General features: G+C 74.4%; 4 protein-coding genes. All 4 read left to right on the forward strand.

Features of this window, described 5'->3' with window-relative positions:
• The first annotated feature begins 16 nt into the window (after positions 1-16).
• The 4 genes from AB0B85_RS14280 to AB0B85_RS14295 all read left to right on the forward strand — a co-directional run bounded on the left by AB0B85_RS14280 (position 17) and on the right by AB0B85_RS14295 (position 16,579).
• A complete protein-coding gene (locus AB0B85_RS14280) occupies positions 17-13,792 on the forward strand; it encodes a hypothetical protein (protein ID WP_357407158.1) in 13,776 nt (4,591 codons plus the stop codon).
• A gap of 103 nt (positions 13,793-13,895) precedes the next feature.
• Entirely contained in the window at positions 13,896-14,225 is a 330-nt protein-coding gene (locus AB0B85_RS14285) for a YbaB/EbfC family nucleoid-associated protein (protein WP_357407160.1), read from the forward strand.
• A 63-nt stretch (positions 14,226-14,288) separates the two neighbouring features.
• Positions 14,289-15,503 (forward strand): zf-HC2 domain-containing protein, encoded by a 1,215-nt coding sequence (locus tag AB0B85_RS14290; protein ID WP_357407162.1) that lies wholly within the window; start codon positions 14,289-14,291, stop codon positions 15,501-15,503.
• Between the two features lie 47 nt (positions 15,504-15,550).
• Positions 15,551-16,579, forward strand: coding sequence for a CE1758 family FMN-dependent luciferase-like monooxygenase (locus tag AB0B85_RS14295; RefSeq protein ID WP_357407164.1), 1,029 nt, complete (start codon positions 15,551-15,553; stop codon positions 16,577-16,579).
• The last annotated feature ends 11 nt before the right edge of the window (positions 16,580-16,590 follow it).

Raw genomic sequence — 16,590 nt, forward strand, 5'->3', positions numbered from 1 at the left:
GGAGGAGTAGGCGAGCGTGGGTAGTGCCGATCCGGTTCTCCCGGATCCCGAGAAACTGCGGGCCGAGGCCATGGCGTGGGACGCCCAGGCCGACCGGCTCGAACTGCTGGGCAAGAACGTGCTGGCGGCGGTCAACTCGACGGTCTGGGGCGGCCAGGCCGGACCGGCGGCCGGCAAGGCGGCGAACGGCCTCAACGTCATCCTCGGCCGGGTCGCCGATTCGGCGCGTTCCTGGGCCAACCAGCTCCGGTACATGGCCAACGAGACCGAGAAGCGGATCAAGGAGCTGAACAAGCAGTTCATCATGGCGCTGGTCAGCGCCCTGCTGTTCTTCGTGATGCTGCCGCTGGACTTCTTCATCATCCCGGCCGCGATCACCTGGTTGGCCGTCCAGGTGGTGCCCCGGATCGTCAGCCTCTCCAGCGCCCTGGGACGCATGTTCGTCGAGTTCCTCGCCGGGTTCGTCGTCTACGGCATCGAGGCCTTCGCCATCGACATGGTCGCCGAGGGCGTCGGCTCGGTCGCCACCGACAGCCCCTTCCACATCAACAAGTACGAGGGGATCAGCGTCGGACTCGGCGCGCTGCTCGGCGGCCTGTTCTCAATCAACTATTCCGCGCTGCGCAACATCAACAGGAACCAGGACCTGACCGACGTGCCGGCCACGCTGCCGTCCAACGTGGCCAGCCCGCATCAGCAGGGCACCGGCCTGCAGGGCGTCCAGCGCACCGGCATCACCTCGGGCACCGGCGACACGGCGATGCCCAACCTCGACCTGTCCGTCCGGCCGACGCAGGCGAACCTCGACGGCCCGGCGACCGCGACGGTCGGACCGGGCGTCGAGGTCGCCCCCTCGCGGGCGGTCAGCAGCACGGCCGTCAATCCGGAGTCCGCGGCGAACATCTCCGGCCGGGTCGACGTCGGGGGCGGGTCCCCCGGTGTCGCCGGCCGAGCGGAGGCCCAGGTCGGCACGGCCGGTGGCGGGACCGGGGTGCCCATGCCACCGCAGACCACCACGTCAGCGGTCCGGAGCAATCCCACGCTGCGCCCGGACACCGGCCGGCAGGTCGACGCGCCGCCCACTGTCAACTCCCCGTCCCCGCCGCCGACCAGTCGGTCGTTCTCCGGCGGGGACTCCCCCGGCGTACAGCGGCCCACGACGACGGGACCGGACAGCATCGCACCGGCGCGGCTCGACGCCGGATCGCCCGTCACCCCCCGCGGCGAACCGCCGTCGCCGACACTGTCGTCGCCGGCCGCGTCACCGGGCCGCGTCATCGAGCCGCACAGCTCATCGCCGCTGCCGTCGACGGCGCACCTGGACGCCGGGAACCCGGGCGCGGGGCGGCTGGGCTCCACGCACCTGGGCGGCGAGCCGCCGGCGCCCGTCCGACGGGTCGACCCCGGTGGCGTTGCGGGCGGCGGGCTGGACCCGGTCCGGGCGCAACGCGTACTGGACGAGTTGGGGCTGTCGCTGGTCCAGCCGCCGTCGGGACGCGTCCCGATGAGCCAGTTCGACATCTTCGACGGCGGCCGGATCGCCGGGGTGCCCAGCCGCTCCGCCCCGCACCCCACCATCGAGGCCGGTCCGACCGGGATCCGCGCCGACGGTCCGCCCGGCGGTCAGCGACCCGGCACCGAGATGCCCGGCCCGCTTCCCGACGTGGGATCGGCGGGGCCCCGGGTGCCGGCTTCCGGGGAGCGCGCCGCGACGCCCATCCCCGGCGGACCGGAGTCACCCGTGCCCGCCCGGGGCCAGGGCACCGAGACCGCTGCTCCGGGCACCCTCCCGGAGGCTGCCCGCAGCGCCCCGGGCGGTGCCACCGGCGCCCGCACCGCCGAGCCCACCGGCACCCGGACCCTGCCCGACGGACCCACCGGCACCGCCGGCACCCGGACCCTCCCCGACGGACCCACCGGCACCGCCGGCACCCGGACCCTCCCCACCGAGGCCGGGGCGGCCCCGACCACGCCCGGCCGTACGCCCGCCGAGAACGGCCCCCAGGCGGAGGCGCCGGTACGCGATGGTCGTGCCTCGGTGAGCAGCGATCCGTTGCCCGCCGGCGAGCGAACGGCGGCGGGCACACCCGGCAGCCACGGTGCCACTTCGCCGGCACCGGCCCGGCACCAGCCGGGCATCACCGGCCAAGCCGACCCGCCGGTGGCCGGGGCGCCGGAGGTCTCCCGCGCCGCAGGCGTCGCTCCCGGCGCAACCGCCGACCTCCGCACCGGGCAACAGGGTGTGGGCGCGGGCCTCGACGACGCGGCCCGGACCCGTGACGCCCACGCGCTGCTGGAGACCGCGGCCAAGAACAACGCCGCGCGGCACGAGCGCCTCACCGAGGCGGGCAACGGCAACCTGTCGGGGGTGACCGAGGGTGCGCGCCGGCGTGCCTGGCGATCCGAGCGTCTCGACGAGATGCGGCACGACTTCTGGCCGTCGATGAAGGCGATGGCTCTGCGGGAGCTGAGACCGGACCTGGTCGCCGACCACAGCGCCCTGGCGGCCCGGCGGCTGGACCGGTTCGTCGACTTCTTCGTCGCCGAGGCCGGCGTGGTCCGGCACGTCGACGACATCCGGCAGGGTGTCCGCCGCGACATCGGCCACGTGCGCCACGGCGAGATGCCTGACGCACTGGGCAAGGTCGCCGCCGACATCGGCCGCCGGGCCGGGATGGACCCGAAGGAGGTCACCGCCCTGGCCGAGCGGTTCGGCAGCCGGTCACCCGGGAAGGTCCTCGAGGCGATCGACGAGTTCCGGGCGAGCCTGCGCGCCCACCGGTCGGGGGAACCCCCCGAGGTGCGTTCGCCGGCGCTGGCCACCGACCGCGACCGCACGCTGGCCGAGGGGCGGGCGCTGCACGGCGCCGACGAGCAGGCGGCGCAGAAGTGGGCCACCGGGAGGGACAAGGAGTTCAGCGCACTCAAGCAGAAGTTCGGCGGGTACTTCGTCCGGGAGGCGCAGACGGCGTACGCCACACAGCCGACGCCCCGGCCCACGACGGTCCGGGAGGTGGACGCCCGGTACACCGCGGCGCTGCGGTCGGCGGCGCGTGCCGAGAGCCTGCGGCCCAACATCGCCGCGGAGTACGCGAAGGCCGAGCGGCATGCCGGCCACATGGCCGGGCGCTCACGCGGGCCCGACGGGGAGCAGCGTCTGTTCTCGCTGGAGTCCCTGGGCGCGGAGAACGCGGCCCGGCTCCGCGCACAGCACGCCTCGTCGGTGGACGAGCTGTTCGACATGACGTTCGGGCCTGCCATCGCCGCCGGCATGGGCCCGGGAAGCGGGCAGTTCCTGCACGCGGAGGTCGCCTTCACCGAGGGTCTGCGCAACCTGCGCGGCCAACTGATCCATCAGGGCGTCGCGCATCACGAGACGCTCCGCCTGCGCGACGCCATCGAGCAGGCCCACGCCGACGCGGTGGCGCGCGGTGTGGGCGAGGCGGAGCGGGCCGCGGCGCTGCAACGGGTGCACGAGCGCATCCACACCAAGGTCGCCGAGCTGCTGCAGTCCGGCGGGCACCTGTCGTACCGGGGGCCGGTTTTCGACGCGAAGACACTGCGGCGGTGGGACGCGTTCGAGCAGGACCTGCGGGACCGGATTCCGGGCTACTTCACCGAGGGCGCCGCCGTGCAGGGCCGTACCGCGGCGGGGCCGGCCCGGCCGGTGGCGACGCCGGACGGTGCCACGCCGGGCGCCGGTCCGTCGGCGGCCGACCATCCGGCGCTCGGCGACTTCCGCCGCCTGGACCCACGTGCCATGGCGGTGCTGCCGGACGACACGCTGAGCCGGCTGGCGACGGCGTACGTGCGGGACCGCGCCGCCGTGGCGGGCCAGCCACTGCCGAGCGGCGACGTCGCGGCGGACCTGGCACGGCCGGGCCGGGGACCATCGGTGCAGGCCGGGGTGATCCGCTCGCACCTGCAACCCACCGGGGTGGGCATCACCCCGATGGATGGTCGCACGGTGGTCCACGTGGACAGCGCCCAGATTCCCGCCGACCGGGAGATCGTGACGGCCGCCGCCGCCTTCACCGAGCTGCCCGGCCGGCACCGGGTGGTGTTCGGCGCCGGCGTCGACCCGGAGGCGCCGCTGTCGGGGCTCATGCCGGCGGTACGGCCCCACACGGTGGTGCATGCCCCCTTCCTCCGGCCGGCGGAGCAGGCGGCCCTGGCGGATCGGATCGGACTGACCGTCGCCATGGCCGAGCCGCCCGAACCGAGCCTGTCCGCCGCGGCCCGGGCGACACCCGTCGACGCGGCCGGCCGGCCGACGCTGCCGCACCTGGCCGCGGAGTGGCACATCCGTCCGTCCGGTGAGAGTCCCCGGCCGGCCACGCCGGGCGGGCCCGGCGAGCCGGGCCACTGGGGCTCCCGCCCGCTGCTGAACGGCTGGACGCTGGAGTTCGACCGGTTGGGGGTGTGGTTCCGGCCGCCGACCGTGCCGATCGACCGGGCCTACGACATCCGCGCCGGCGCCTACGCGCGCGACGGTGACGTGATCGTCGGCGCCGAGGGGCAGCCCACACCGTCGTGGGTGGCCGCTGAGGCGGAATCCCTCGCGCGGCGGTTGCCGTACCGCGACGGCGACCGGATCGTCTGGCTGGGCGGGCGCCCGGACGAGGTCGGTCCCCCGATGCACGGCCCGGTCGACGCCGGCCCCGACGCGATCCGGCGGCGGCGCGTCGAAGGGCAGCTCGATCTGGATGCCACTGTGCAGATGGTCGTGGGGCGTGCGCGGGACTGGTTCGAGCCGACCGGGGTGCCCCGCGGGAGCCTGGCGCCGTCGGCGCGGGGACGCGAGGAGGTACGGGAGGCGTTCCTGGCCGACGTCCGGGCGGCGGTGGAGCGTCATCTGGGCCGGACCACCTGGTACGAGCAGTCCGACGTGCTGGGCTTCGACAACGCGTACCGGGAGCTGACCGCCACGGTGCCCCGGCGGCTCGCCGCCCGGGCCCGGTGGGACGAGCAGGCAGACGCCGCGCGGACCCGGGTCGATGAGGTGTTCGACCGCCTGTCGGGGACGGGCGACCACGCCCGGCTGTTCGCCCCCCGCGACGCGGATCCCGCCACCGCGACAGGCGACGCGGAGCCCACCACCGCGACACGCGCCGCGGAATCCGCCACGGCGGCACGCGACGCGTTCTGGGCGCGGTACGAGTCCTTCGCCGTCCGGTGGCTGGACGACGTCACCAAGGGCACGGTGGTGGTGCCCCGCGATCCGGGCGGCACCACCGCGGGCCGGTTCGCTGAGCCGACCCCGGAGCAGCAGATCCGCCAGGGTCTCGACACGTTGCTGGACGGCGAGCTGACCCAGCGGGTCGCGCGGTACCTGACGGGCGTGCGGGCGGGTGCGGACGGTGACCGTGCGGCCGGCGCGGTCACGGCCGCCGACGACCTGCCCGTTCCGGCCGTGGTGCTCTCCGAGCTGCGCGCCGCCGCCCGCCAGATGGTCCGGCAGGAACACGAGCGGCTCTTCGGTGCCGACGGCGAACTGAGCATGGAACGGTGGTCGCCGGACGGGCCCGCGGTGGAGGACGTCTGGGCGGCACGGCTGGTCGATCTTCTCGCTCCCCACCGGCTGCTCACGGTCGAGAGCGGCATCCGACGGGCCTACGACCTGCTGGCCCAGCAGGATCCGGAGTTCGTGACCGCCGCGGCGCAGCTCGATGCCGCGGCGGTCACCGCCAGGGCCGCCGGGGCGGGCGCCGCGGAGAACCCGTGGCGGCCGACCGGTGACGCCGATGCCGACACGGAGTTCCGGCTGCCCACCACCGCCGAGATCGAGACCGAGGTGAAGGCTGTCGGCTCCGTGGACGCGGAGGCCCGGCTGGCGCTCGCGCATCCGGTCGACGTACGCCTCGACGCGGCGGTCACCGCGCGCAACGCGGCCCGCCGGGCGGAGGGTTTCACTCCCGACCTGACCGACGCCCAGCTCAACCGGCTGCGGTACGACCTGCGCGAACGCGTGGAGACGGCGGTGCAGGACAGGTTCGCCGACGACGTGCGCGACCGGTCGGACGAGGACGGCACCGGCGACCGGGCCGAGACGCGGATCGAAACGCGGATCGAGACGCGGATCGAGGAGTTCAGGTCGTTCTTCGACGATCTGACCGGCGAGCGGCTCCGGACGGAACTCGACGAGATCGCCCGTGAGGGGGCGGTGGACGCCGCGATCGACGACGTCATCGGCACTGAGCGGGCCTTCCACACGATCGACGAGGCGAACCGTTCCCTGGAGGACAGGTTCTGGCCGCTCGCCGAGACCCACCTGGCGATCCACCTCAAGCGCGCGTACGACGAGATCTTCCACGTCGCCGGTCGCGGTGACGCGCACCCCGGAGGGCTCGACGCGCAGTGGGCGGCCCGGGTGGACACCTTCCGGGCCGACCTGCGGCGCCACACCGATTACCTGAGCACGGCCGACACCCACCTACGCGCCGCCGCGGCCGAGTTCCAGGAGATCGAATCCGCCACCCGGGCCCGCGCGGCCGGATTCCAGCGCCCGGAGTACGTCGCCGAGGTGGCCGCGGCCCATCGCGCCGAGTTCTTCGCCTCGCGGGACACCTCGCTGACGCGCGAGGCGGACCGGCGGTGGTGGCTGGAGCGGGAGCAGGCGCACGGCGACGAGTTCAGCCGCGCCCTGAACGAGCGGCGGTGGCAGGGGCTGCGGGACGAACTGGGGCCGGCTCTGCGCCGGGACCTCGACGCGGCGGCCGGCCGGTCCGAAGGGTCCGGCACCGACGCGCGGGAGGCGCACGACGCCGCGCAGGCCGTGTCGTCGCGCTTCCTCGGCAGCCTGGACGACACGGCGAAGGCGGTACCCGCGAGCGTCGAAGTCCTCGACGCCGTGCGGCAGCAGTATGCGACCCTGTCCCGCACCGCCGACGCGCAGCTGACGGCGGAGCTGATGCGCCACCGTGTCGCGCAGGTCGTGGACCGGGCGCTCGCCGAACGGACACCGGAGGGACTCGCGGCGCCCGACCTGGAGCGGGTGCGGGTGCGCAACTCCGCCGAGGCGCTGAAGACGCGCCTCGACACCGCCCTGCAGGCGCAGATCGCTCAGGGCCTCCCGGCGTCGCTCGGCGCCGCCGAGCAGAGGAACCTGCTGACGCAGGCCTGGCGGGACGTCCAGACGCAGATCGACAAGGGCATCCCGGCGGGGGCCGGGGGCACGGAGCAGAAGAGCCGGTTGTGGGAGGTCTTCCGGGCCATCGACGGGGCGGGCCGGGGCGACGCCGCGATGCCGGAGGCGGTGGCCGACGTGCAGGCCCGGGTGGGTGGGCTGCTGGCGGATCTGCAACCGGTGGCCTTCACCGCCGAAACCGGATTCGCCGCCGAACGCGCCGAGGCGGAGCGGACGCTGGACGAGGCACTGGCCCAGCGACTGGCCACGATGCCGGCGGACGATGAGGTCGGCCGGGAGGCCGCGGCCCTCGTCCGGGCGGGAATTCTCGATCGACTCGATTCCCGGCACGCCGAGGGCCAGGTTCACGACCAGGCCAGATGGACCTGGGACCTCACCTCCCCGCTCTCAAGGTCGAATCTCGACGCCTCCGTCGCGGCGATGCAGCAGCGCATCCAGACCCAGCGGACCCTGGGCGAGGATCTCGATCGCGTCGTCGAGGCCGAGATCGCACAGTTCAACCGGGGCGCGGCCACCCCCGTGGACGGTACGGCCGGTGCGGCGTTCACGAAGTCGGTGCGCGATCTGTTCGAGTCGGCCTATCCGGCGATGCCCCGCAGTCACGACCACGAACGGTGGCAGGCGCGCTACACCACCGCGATCGACTCGTTCCGTTCCTGGCTGCCGATGCACCAGCTCAGCATCGACCTGTCCGCCCGGATCGAGGCGGATCTGGGCCACGCCCAGCAGGAACTCTTGCCACGGGGCCGGGCGGCGGAACTTGAGGTCGCCGCGGAGGCGTTCCGCCGACAGGCCCGGCAGCACCTGGACGACCACATCGCGCCGGGGAGGTTCTACGACGAGGCCGACGGGGAGGCCCTGCGGCGGTGGTACCGGGGGCACGCCGACACGCTTCAGAGCTGGCTCACGGTCCACGTCCGTGGCCAGCTCATGCACGCGGAGGTCGACCGGCAGGCCCGGGTCAACGGCTGGCACGCCGACGGCACGAACCCCCAGCCGGAGCTGATGGCCGCCGCGACGAGGAGCGTGGACGAGGTGCTCTCCCCGTACCTGACGATCACCGCCAGCGCACTGCACGCACCCTGGGTGGACGAGAGGGCACTGGCGGCCCAGGTGGGTGACCGGATCGTGGCGAACCGTCCCGCCGACCTCCGCGACCCGCTCGGCCGGATCGCCCGGGCGCTGACGGTGCTGCGTGCCGGTCTGGTGGACACGGCGGCGCGGCAGCCGGTCCAGGACGGCGCGGCCGGCCGGGTCGAGCGCTCCGAGTTGGAGCGGCACCTGCGCGGGGCCACCGCCGGCGACGTCACGGGGGCGGCCTTCCGCGACGCCGAGCTGGCGCGCTTCGACGCCGCGCACGCCGAGGACTGGAACTTCGACCGGGCGCCGTGGCGGCGGACGTCCGACCTGAACATCGCCCACCGTGACACCTGGTACCGCTCGTTCGATCTGCGCGAACGGTTGGTCACCGACGCGCGGGGCAGCGCGACCGCGGCGCTGGCCGGGATGGGGATCGGGACGGGCCAGGCGTCCGCCGCGCAGACCGCGGTGGACGACTTCGCCGAGGCGGTGCGGCGGTGGCTCGGAGCACCCAGCCACGACTTCTCGGACAGCCAGGCCGAGCAGTGGCGCGAGGCCGCCGGCACGGTGGTGGAGGGCGTGCACGGCTGGCTCACCGTCCACCTGCTCGGGCAACGGCTGCGGCAGGACGTCACGCGGCTTGTCGACCGCCGGCTGCGGGGCGCGGCCCTGCTGTCACCGGCACAGCGTACGGCGATCACCCGACGCATCGACGTCGAGCTGGAGAGGCGCGTCGCCGACGTGCTGGCGCTGCCCGCGACGCTCCGCGAGGCGCCCGCCGCACGGCTCTGGCCCCACCTCGACGGGGCGCAACAGCAGCGCCTGGCGAGGTTCCTGACCACGCATCTACCGTCGCCGGCCCCGCGTCTCAGGCACGCGCAGCAGGTGAGCACCGCGGTGCGCGACGGGGCGGCCGACGCCGTCGGGCTGCTGGCGCAGACTCCGTCGCCGACCACGGTGGCGGGCGATCCCGCACGCGAGGCGCTGCGGCAGCGCCTGGAACGCCACGAGGAGTTGCGGGGCGGTCCGGCCGGCATCGCGCTGCGGGATCACATCCTCACCGACTTCGACACCCAGCGGTCGCAGTGGTGGGAGCTGACCGATCAGGGTTGGGCCGGGACGCTGCAACGGCACCTCGACGGTGCCGAGGCCTGGAAGGCGACCCACGAGCGCCGGTCGGCGGCGGTCACCCGCATCCGGACGGCGGTCGACGAGAGCACCAGGCCCGTGCTCGCCCGGCATCCGGAACAGCTCCGGCCGGCCACCGAGGACGCCGCCGCTGCCCTGCACGCGGCGCTCCTCGCCCGCTTCGACCAGGCGTACCCGCCGCTGGCGCGATTCAACGAATTCGACGCGGGCGCGTGGGCGCGCGAGCTCGACCACGTCCTCGGTACCGCCGAGGCATGGCTGACCATCCATCTGGTGGGCGCACGGGCCAGGGCGGTCGTCGGGGCCCTGGCGGTGGCCGACGCGACCCGGACGAGTCTCACCGCCGCCGTCGACCGCGTGCTCCGGGAGTTGCTCGACGTGCGGCGGCAGGCGCCGCTTCCGTCGCTCGGGGTGCCGGAGCAGGAGTCCCTGGCCGGGGAGATCGCCACCGCCGCCGCCATGGTGGACGAGGGCGCGGTGGACGTCGACGGCCTGCGCAGAGCCCTTCTGCGGGCGGTGGCCGACGATCCGATCCCGGTGGCCGCCAACTCCGGTTTCGCCGCCGAACTGGCGCAGCTGACGGCCCGGATCGACGCCGTCACGGCACCCCTGGTGGCCGGGTTCACCGGTCCGGACGCCGCGGTCGCCCGGCAGGCGGCCGACGACCTCGCCGCTTCGCTGCGCCGCGACGCCGACGAGCGCCGCGCCCGGTCGTGGAACTTCGACCGCGCCGACTGGGCGCGACACGTCACGGGCGAGCTGGCCCTCGCGGAGGCGTGGATCCAGACCCACGTCACCGTGTCGGCGCAGCGGCCGGTCAGCGACAGTGCGCACCCGGAGTCGGAGCTGGCCTTCCTCGACATGGTGGGCGCGGCGTTGCGCGAGCACCACGCCCCGGTGGACGACGACGTCGAGAGGGGACCGTGGTATTCGGCCCCGTCCGGGCCGTCCTGGTCCGACGTCCTCGCCGGACACCTGGCCCGGGCGGACGACTGGGTCAGCTCACACGTACGCAAGATGGACGCCCGAACCGCCTTCGCCACGCTTATCGACAGCCGGTTGGCCGTGGCCCGGTTGCCCGGCACCGGTCCGGCCGGCGGCCTCCCCGACAGCGAGGGCGAGGCCGTCAGGCGCGAACTGCTCGCCATGTTCGACAGTCATGTGGCCGGGACCGCGGAGTTCGGTGCCACCGAGCGTCGCTCCTGGGTGGTCGAGCGGGACCGCCTGCTGGCGGCACTCGACCGCCACCTCTCCGTCCGGCGACGGGTCATCTCGCTCGCCACGCTGGCGGAGCAGATGGTCGGCGAGCACCGGGCGGACTGGCACCAGCACGGGGCGCAGGCGTGGGAGCTCACCCAGCTCGACGAGCTGGCCCGGCGGATGACCGAAGACGTCACGGGTACGCTGCGCACCTTCACCACGGTGGAGATCGGGGCCGCCGACCGGGCCGACGCGGTCGTCCAGGGGTTGCGGCGCACGGCCGGGTGGGTCGGCCGGGGCGAGGTCAGCCGCTCCGTCCGCGCGGTTCACGACCGGGTACGAGGCCACCTCCTAGAGGTGATCCACGGGTGGTATCCGCAGCCCACCGCCCTGACCGTGGCCGGGCCACGGCCCGGCCGTCCCGATCCGTCCGCGCCGCCGTCGGACCGGCCCGACTTCGCCACGGACTTCCACAGCCGCGTGCTCAGCGGCGACTTCCACCGATTGCAGGCAGAGGTCATGGCCGACTTCGTCCGCCGGGCCGGTGAGGCGTTCGACCGGGACGGCGATCGAGCCGGATGGCTCGACACGTATCGGGAACTTATCCGGGAGTTCCGGCTGCGCTCCGTCTTCGCCGACCGGGTGGCGGAGGTCCTGCGGCGGCGCGGCGGCCTGCCCGCCCGGTGGGCACAGGAGAACCCGGACCTCGCCCCGCTGTTGACCGCAGAGTGGGAATCGGCCACCCGGGCGCTCGCCGGGCAGGCGTTCACGGCCGCCGCCTTCGAACTAAACCAGCCACTCGCCGCGGCGGAGCTGTTCGAGGCCCACTACCCGGAGCTGATCCGTCGGTTCACCGAGCGCCAGACCGCGCTGACCGAGGCGAGGACGCGTATCGGCGAGGCCGACCGCGACCTCGCGGACGCCGCCGCGGAGTGGCAGGCGGCCGAGGGGATGAGGCTCGACGCCGCCGCGTGGGAGGAGGCGCGGTGGGCCTACCGGGAATTCGTCGACGCGCACTCGGACGCCGCCGTCCGCCGGCTGGGCGCGGCGGCCCGCAGGCACATCCTGAACGGGGCCGGCGTCTACAGCGTCTTCGTGGCGGGCCTGCCGCCATCGCCGCGCACCTCGGTCGTCGACGACGCGCTGGCGGCCCTGCGGGGCCTGCGCGGCCGGCTCGCGGAACCGGAGGCCGAGGAGCTGCTGCACCGGCACCTGGCGGCGATCGTCCAGGAGCTGCCCGCGCGCGAGGAGATGGAGCAGCGGCTGACTCAGGCGCTCGCGACGGCGCTGGAGCGCCGGCTCGCGGCGCAAACGATTGTGGACGGGGACCAGGCCGAGGCCATCCGCGGCTTCGTCGACCGGATGCTCCGCTCCGATTCCGTCGTCGCCGAGCTGCGCGCCGAGGCGGCCGCCTTCCGGTACCGGCGGCCGGACGTCACCTCGCTGATCGAGCAGCAGCAGGGCCGAATCGTCGACGCCGTCGACGCCTGGCTGGCGAACCCCGCCCTACACGCGCTGTCCGGCTCACCGGCCGGCCGGGTCACGCTGAGTGCGATGGGAGCCGGGCGGCTGGTCGACGCGGTGCTGTCGATCGCCCGGACCGCCGACGCCGGCCTGCTGTGGGCCCTGTCGGAGGTGCTGGAGGCCGTACCGGACCCGCACGCTGAACGGGGCGTGGCCCGGATTCTCCTGGCGTTCGCCGTGCAGGCCGGGGAGGCCGTCGATCAGGCCGTGCACGAGGAGACCTCCCGAATCGAGGACCTGCTGGGGTTCGTCGGCCCCGACGACCGAGCCACGATCCGGCAGGCCGCCCGGGCGGGGACCGCCGACGCGTGGTCGGCGGCCGAAGCAGCCGAGTTCGCGCCCGAGGCCACCCGCGCGGTCCAGGACGAGCTGGCCGCGCGGATCCGGGACGAGATCGGCCTCCTGCACCTGAGCAGCCGGCTCTCCGGCGGTCCGGACGAGGTGCGGGGGCGTCAGTGGGCCACCGAGATCGAGGCGCTGCGCGCCCGTTACGCCCGCCACCTGCGAAGCGGCACGGCGCCGGTGGAGGAGACGCCCACCGAGGCCGAGGCCGGGGCCGTCGACTGGGCGGGCGTGCCGGCCGACGTGCGGGAGCGGATCGAGGCCGTCCGCGGCCGGGCGGAGGCGGCGGTCCTGGCGGCCCTGACCCGGGACGACCGCGAGGTCGACGAGGCGACGCGCCGGAGGGTGACGGACGAGAGCACCGAGCTGCTGGACCACGCGGTGAACCGGGCGGTGGCAAGCATGCGCCGGCTCCGCTTCGCCCCGGCGGCGGTCACGGCCGGTGCCGACGGACTCGCGACGCTGGCCACGGCCCTGTCGGAGACCGTACCGCTGCGGCTGTTGCAGGACGCACAACTGGTGCGGGAGGCACGCCGGGCGCGGCGGGCGTTCGCCGACGTCACGACCACGGTCGGTCCGGCGGATGCGGCAGGGCAGGCGTTGGCGGAGCAGTTCGTCCAGGACTGGCTCATCCGGTTCGACCAGCTCTTCGGGCAGTCCGGGGAGTGGCTCGCCGGGGTGCACCGTCCCGGCGCCGGTCGCACCGAGCGACTGCGCGGAATGGCACAATCGATCGCCACGGCTGCGACCGGGGACACTGCTGCGAGCGAGGACACGGCTGCGACCGGGGACACTGCTGCGACCGGGGACACTGCTGCGACCGGGGACACTGCTGCGAGCGGATACGCGGCTCTCACCGGATCTGGGGCTCTCACCGGCTACGCGGCTCCCACCGGGCAGGCCGTTGCGGCCATCGAGGCGCGGCCGATCGACGTCGAGGCACGTCCACCCGCCGACGATCCTCCGGCCGAGACCGTCGCGCTCGCCGACGCCGTCCCGGCCGAGGTGGCGCGGCGGTTCCTCGCCGCGCCGGACGCGCAGGCCCGTAGCCACCTGCTGATCGACCTCGTGCGTACGGCCGACCAGAGCGTGCTGGCCGGCCTGCCCCACCTGGCCGACGGGTTGGAGGCACCGGCCCCGCTGGACACGGCCACCGCACAGGCGCTGGACCTGGTGCACCGGGTCGTCCGGGGGGAGGCGGTCGGCACCAGCCGGGTGCCGACCGGGTTCCGGGAGTTGCCCGGCGCGGTGCGGACGGCGTTGATGGAACGGGTGCTGGAGCGGGCGCGCGACGACCGCTCCGCCACCGATGTGCTCACCCGGCTCGCTTACCTGATCATGGATTGCTGACGAGGTGGGGACGTCGTGGTGGTCCCCACTTGGAGGACTACAGCGCCGGGGCGCCCGGTGGCAGGCTCGCCTGTGTCGAAGAGACCGAGGGAATGAGGGCACGGTGACCGAACCGGGCATGCGGGAAGCGTTGGACCGGGCGAGGGCCATGCAGGCGGAGGTGTACGCCATCCGCGATCGGATGGCCGAGGCCGAGCTGGTGGGGTCGGCGGCGGGCGGTGCCGTCCGGGTGCGGGTCAACGCGGTCGGCGAGTACCGGTCGGTCCGCATCGACCCGGAGGTGTACGAGGCCGGCCGGGAGGAGGTCGAGGAGGCGGTGCTGGCGGCGCTGCGCGACGTGACCGTGCAGCTTCGGGAGATCGGGCAACGCCGGATGTCCGACCTACAGGATATCTTCGACGACATGGCCCCGGGTTTGTCGCCGCCGAGGTGAACCGCGCTTCGGCGGGGCACGTTTCAAGCATTGTTGGTGGAAAGTCGGTGAACCGAGGGCCTGATGCGGGTGGAAGACGTCTCCGGTACAGACGCCCATGTGGCGGATCTGCTGGCTCTCTACCACCTCGACGCGCTCGACCGGCGTAGCGGGGAGCAGGTCGGGCGCCATCTCGAATCGTGCCGGCAGTGCCGGACGGCGGCGACCGAGGTGTGCGAGACACTCGCCGCGCTGGCCCTGCTCGGCGACGACACGGACAACCTGCTCAACCTCTACGGGGCGCTGGGGACGGCGGTGCCGCCGGCGTTTCCGGCCCGGTTCGCGCCGCAGGAGCCCGCGGCTCCGCCGGGCGTAGAGGCCCCGGAGGCTGACAGACGCCGGTTCCGGCGGCGACGCGGCGGTGCGGATGCCGGGACGACCACCGGGGAGGCGCCGGCCGCCGCCAGGCCCGAGCCCGGGCGCCGGAAGCCACCGCAGCAGCGGGTGGCGCCCTCGCCGGTCGCACCCGCACCACCCACACCGCCACCGGTCGCTCCCCCACCCGCCGCACCGCCACCGGCCGCTCCCCCACCGGCAGCACCGCCACCTGTCACACCCGCACAGGTCGCTCCCCCGCCGGCCGCTCCCCCACCGGTCGCGCCGCCGCCGGTCGCGCTGGTGGAGAAGCCCCGGCCCGGTGAGCAACGGGCCATTCCGACTGCCGTGCCGCCGCCGACACCGGCCGCCCGACGGCCTGTCGCGCATCCCGCCCAACCCGGTTCCGACCGCGCGTCTGTCCCGCAGCCCGACGACGGTCACCGTGCCGAATCCCCACCGAAGCGGTTCTTCTCCCGGCGTGCCGTCACCGTCGCGGGTCTGGGCGCTCTGCTGGGGCTCACTCTCACGGTCGCCGGGATCTCCACAAGGGCGCTGCTCACCCCGCAGGCCCCGGACGTGCAGACGGCCACCGTCCGTACCGCCGTCGCCTCCGCGACGGACCAGGGCTCCGGGGCGAACCTGTCGGTGCTGCTCACCGAGGAACGCGACCGGGTCACCGTGCGGGCCACCCTGAGCGGCCTGGACAAGGGCACCGGTTACCGGCTCTACGGCTACACCTTCGACGGCCGGCAGCGGCCGCTTGTCAACTGGACCGGCCGGGCCGGCGTGCAGGAACTCGACGGTGAACTGCCGGTCGGCATCGCCGATCTCTCCCACTTCGCCGTCACCCGCGGCACCCGGGTCGTCGTCACCGCATACCTCCCCCGCGACGCGGGTACGGCGGCCACCCCCGGCCGATGAGCCGGGCGTGATCTGAACCGGCCGTCGGCCCCGCTCGTCTGGCAGGTATGCAGATCGGTGTCTACAGCCTCGGCGACCGCACTCCCGACCCGGTGACCGGCCGGGCCCCGACGGATCACGAACGGTTACTCAACACGGCCCGGATCGCCGAGCACGCCGAGGCGGCCGGGTTCGACGTCTTCGCCGTCGGCGAACACCACAACCGGACGTACGCGGTGTCCGCGCCGGCCGTGCTGCTGGGCTACCTGGCGGCGCGGACGAGCCGGATCCTGCTCTCCACCGCGACGGCCCTGATCACCACGAACGATCCGGTCCGGATCGCCGAGGACTACGCGACGGTGCAGCATCTGGCTGGCGGCCGGCTGGACCTCATGCTCGGCCGGGGCATCTTCGGCCCGGTGTACTCGTGGTTCGGCCGCGACGCCGACGACAGCCGCCGGCTGGCGGCCGAGAACTACCGGCTGTTACGCCGGTTGTGGGACGACGACACCGTCGACTGGTCGGGCGAGTTCCGTACGCCGTTGCAGGGGTTCACGGCGGTGCCGCGGCCGCTCGCGGGCCGTCCCCCGTTCGTCTGGCACGCGTCGGTGTCCAGCGAGGAGACCGCGGAACTGGCGGCCGCCCACGGTGACGGCTTCTTCGCCAACCACACCATGTGGCCCTGGCAGCACACCGCCCGGCTGGTCCGGACGTTTCGCGAGCGGTACGCCGCGCACGGCCACGGCACCGCCGAGCAGGCGGTCGTCGGGCTCGGTGGACACGTCTTCGTCCGGCCGAGGTCACAGGACGCGGTCCGGGAGTTCCGGCCGTACTTCGACAACGCGCCCCTCTACGGCCACGGGCCGTCCCTGGAGGAGTACATGAACATCACACCGATGACGGTGGGCAGCCCGCAGCAGGTCATCGACGCGGTCCTCGGCTACCGGGAGTACGCCGGCGCCTATCACCGCCAGCTCTTCCTGATCGACCACGCCGGGCTGCCGGTGAGCACCGTGCTGGAACAACTGGACATCCTCGGGGCCGAGGTGCTGCCCGTGCTGCGCCGCGAACTCACCGCCGATCCAATGCCCGCCTGAGTCGCCGCTGG

This window comes from Micromonospora sp. NPDC049044, assembly GCF_040649215.1.
GTDB lineage: Bacteria > Actinomycetota > Actinomycetes > Mycobacteriales > Micromonosporaceae > Micromonospora.

What these genes read in the sequence shown, in the direction of transcription:
- AB0B85_RS14290 (WP_357407162.1), top strand. Translation starts at nt 14,289, where the DNA reads ATGCGGGTGGAAGACGTCTCCGGTACAGACGCCCATGTGGCGGATCTG.
- AB0B85_RS14295 (WP_357407164.1), top strand. Translation starts at nt 15,551, where the DNA reads ATGCAGATCGGTGTCTACAGCCTCGGCGACCGCACTCCCGACCCGGTG.